This is a genomic window from Streptomyces bungoensis (assembly GCF_001514215.1).
Taxonomy (GTDB): Bacteria; Actinomycetota; Actinomycetes; order Streptomycetales; family Streptomycetaceae; genus Streptomyces; species Streptomyces bungoensis.
Window position 1 is genome coordinate 1,706 of sequence record NZ_KQ948881.1, and the last position, 3,871, is coordinate 5,576.

At 72.3% G+C, this 3,871-nt stretch carries 1 protein-coding gene and 1 pseudogene; both read right to left on the minus strand.

Going from position 1 to position 3,871, the window contains the following annotated elements; genetic code table 11:
* Positions 1–3,220 (minus strand): annotated as a pseudogene (locus AQJ66_RS35030) (type I polyketide synthase); the annotation flags it as partial.
* A 94-nt stretch (positions 3,221–3,314) separates the two neighbouring features.
* On the minus strand, positions 3,315–3,871 hold a 557-nt coding region (locus AQJ66_RS38005), incomplete at its 5' end, for a phosphopantetheine-binding protein (protein ID WP_244163021.1).

The following is a 3,871-nucleotide window of genomic DNA, read 5'->3' on the forward strand; positions in this document are numbered from 1 at the left end:
ACCCGCAGACCTGTGCGGCGTCCGCGTCGGGCGGGGTGACGAGGACGACGCCCGAGAGGTCGTCGTCGGAAAGGGACGCCAGTTCGGCGGCCACGGCGGTGCGTTCCGGGGTGCTCGGAAGTTCCAGGACCGAGGGTTCGGCACCCCGTGTGGCGAGGGCCGTCAAGAGGTCCTGGGTGTTGTGATCCCGGACGGTGCCCTCGGGGACGAGCAGGAGCCAGCGTCCGGAGAGCACGGCGTCGGAGGACAGGTCGAGGGGCTGCCAGCGCGACTGGTACAGCCACTCGTCGGCCCGGGCTCGCTCCTGGCGACGGCGCCGCCAGGAGGACAGGGCGGGGACGAGGCCGTTCAGGGACTCCTCGGCGAGGTCCAGTGACACGGCCAGGGAGCCGAGGTCGCCTCGTTCGACGGCGTCCCAGAACTCGGCGTCGGCGGTGCCGGCGGGCGGCTGTGTGCCGTGTGCGGCACCGGTCGCGGGGCGGGCCTGGTCGGCGAGCCAGTAGCGCCGGTGCTGGAAGGCGTAGGTGGGCAGTGCCACCCGGCGCCCGCCCGGGAGGACGGCCTGCCAGTCGACGGAGGCGCCGTGGGCGTGCAGGCGGGCCAGCGCCGTCATGGCAGCGGCCGGTTCGCCGACGTCCTTGCGCAGGGTCGCCGTGAACAGGGCCGCGTCACCGCCGCCGGTGTTCGCCACGGCCTCGGGGCAGGTCTGGGCGAGCGCGGTCAGGGTGCTGTCGGGGCCGAGCTCCAGATAGCGGGTGACGCCGCGGGCGGCGAGGCTACGGACGCCCTCGGCGAACCGGACGGTCTGGCGGACGTGGCGCACCCAGTACCCGGGGGAGCGCAGTTCCTCGGCGGTGGTAGCGCCCGTGACGGTGGAGACGATGGCGAGGGCCGGCTCCGCGTACTGAAGGCTCTCGGCCACCTCCTGGAACTCGGCGAGCATCGGTTCCATCAGCGGCGAGTGGAAGGCATGACTCACCCGCAGGGACGTGACCTTGCGGCCCTGGGCGCGGAAGTGCGCCGCGATCTCCTCCACGGCTTCCGCCACGCCCGAGACCACCAGTGCCTCAGGGCCGTTGACCGCGGCGATACCGACCCGGTCGTGAAGCAACGGCAGCACCTCGGCCTCGGTGGCCTGCACCGCGACCATCGCGCCGCCCTCCGGCAGCGCCTGCATCAGCCGGCCACGCGCCACCACCAGACGACAGGCGTCCGCCAGCGACCACACCCCCGCCACATGCGCCGCCGCGATCTCACCGATCGAATGTCCGGCCAGCACGTCCGGCCGCACACCCCACGACTCCAGCAGCCGGAACAGGGCCACTTCCAGGGCGAAGAGGGCGGGCTGCGCGAACTCGGTGCGGTTCAGAGCGTCTTCGTCCTCACCGAAGACGACCTCCCGCAGGCTGAAGGGGAGTTCGGCGTCGACCGCGTCGAAGGCTTCGGCGAACTCCGGGTAGGTCTCGTACAGCTCACGGCCCATACCCAGGCGTTGCGACCCCTGCCCCGCGAACAGGAACGCCGTGCGGCCGTCCGGCTGGGCGGTGCCGGTGACGATGCCGTCGGCGGAGGTGCCGTTGGCGAGAGCGGTGAGCCGGGCGACGAGTTCGGCCTGTCCGGTGCCGATGACGGCGGCCCGGTAGGGCAGGGCCGATCGGTGTGCGGCCAGTGACCAGGCGAGGTCGAGGGGGCCGGTACCGGGGTGTTCCCGCAGATGGGTGAGGAGCCGGGTGGCCTGCGCGGGCAGGGCTTCCGGGGTGCGGGCCGACAGGACCCAGGGCAGCACGCGGTCGCCGAGGGCGGCCGCGGAGGGCCGGGAGGTCCCTGAGCGGTCGGAGGCCTCGGCCGGTTCGGGGCATTCCTCGCGGGGTGCTTCCTCGAGGACCGTGTGGGCGTTGGTGCCGGACACCCCGAAGGCGGACACGGCGGCGCGGCGCGGCCGGTCCCCGTCACGGGGCCAGTCCCGCTCCTCGGTCAGCAACTCCACCGCACCGGCCGACCAGTCCACCCGCGAGGACGGCTCGTCCACGTGCAGGGTGCGGGGCAGCACGCCGTGCCGCATCGCCAGCACCATCTTGATCACACCCGCCACACCCGCAGCGGCCTGGGTGTGCCCGATGTTCGACTTCACCGACCCCAGGAACAGCGGACGCTCACGATCCCGGCCATAGGCCGCCAGGATCGCCTGCGCCTCGATCGGATCGCCGAGCGACGTCCCCGTCCCATGCGCCTCCACTACGTCCACATCCGCCGCGGACAACCCCGCACCGGCCAGCGCCTGCCGGATCACCCGCTGCTGCGACGGCCCGTTCGGCGCCGTCAGACCGTTCGACGCCCCGTCCTGATTGACCGCACTGCCCCGCACCACCGCCAGCACCCGATGACCATGACGCCGCGCATCCGAGAGCCGCTCCACCAGCAGCATGCCCACACCCTCGGACCAGCCCGTACCGTCCGCACCCTCCGCGAACGCCTTGCACCGCCCATCCGAGGCCAGCCCCCGCTGCCGCGAGAACTCCACGAACACGCCCGGCGTCGACATCACGGTCACACCACCGGCCAGCGCCAGATCACACTCCCCCGCCCGCAACGCCTGCACCGCCAGATGCAACGCCACCAACGACGACGAACACGCCGTGTCCACCGTCACCGCAGGCCCCTCCAGGCCCAGCACGTACGACACGCGGCCGGAGACGACCGACGTGGAGTTGCCGGTGAGCAGGTGGCCGCGCACGTCGTCCGGGATGTCGGTGAGGCCGGCGCCGTACTCCTGGTTGCTGCATCCCACGAAGACGCCCGCGCGCCCACCGCGTGCGGACTCCGGGTCGACACCGGCGTTCTCGAAGGCCTCCCAGGACGTCTCGAGCAGCAGGCGCTGCTGCGGGTCCATGGCGACGGCCTCACGCGGCGAGATACCGAAGAAGGCGGCGTCGAAGTCGCCGGCGCCGGGCAGGAAGCCTCCCTCGCGGGTGTAACTGCCGTCCGCGCGCGCCGAGGCCGGGTCGTAGAGGGCTTCGACGTCCCAGCCGCGGTCCGTGGGCCACGGGGAGATGGCGTCCACTCCGTCGGACAGGAGCTGCCAGTAGTCCTCCGGGGACCGCACCCCGCCCGGGAACCGGCAGCCCATCCCGATGATCGCGATGGGCTCGTCCCCGCGGGACTCCAGCTCCTGGAGCCGCCGCCGTGCGTCGGCGAGGTCGGCGGTGACCCACTTGAGGTAGTCCCGGAGCTTGTCTTCATTCGCCATTGGAACTTGCCCCATACGTTGTCGGCGGTAGGAACGGTTCGGCCTGCTGAGGCTGCTGCGCCGGCGCTCAGGACCGGCCGAGTTCCCGGTTGATGAAGTCGAAGATCTCGTCGTCCGAGGCCGCTTCGAGCTGCTGGGAGACAGAGGCCTTGGGCTCGCCCTCGTTCTGATCACCCAGCTCCGCCAGCATGCTGCGCAGGCGGGCCACTGCGAGAGCCCTGGCGCTCATCTCTGGGGAAAGCCTTGAAATCGTGGAGGCCAGTCGGTCCAGGTCGGCGACCAGGGCGGTTTCCGCGTCGGGCCCTTCCTCGCCGAGCAGTTCGTTCCCGAGGAAGACGGCCAGATGGCGCGGAGTCGGGTGGTCGAAGACGAGGGTGCTGGGCAGTTTCAGGCCGGTCTCGGCGGAGAGCCGGTTGCACAGCTCCACGGCCGTGAGGGAGTCGAAGCCGAGGTCGCGGAACGCCTGACCGGAGCCTACGGCGCCGGTGTCGCCGTGGCCCAGCGCCTCCGCTGCCCGCCTGCTCACGAGGTCGAGCAGTTCGCGGTCCTGTTCGGGCCGGGGCTGCCCGGCGAGCCGTTCACGCAAGTCCGCACCGGCCGGCCGGCCCGATCCGGGGTCCGTGG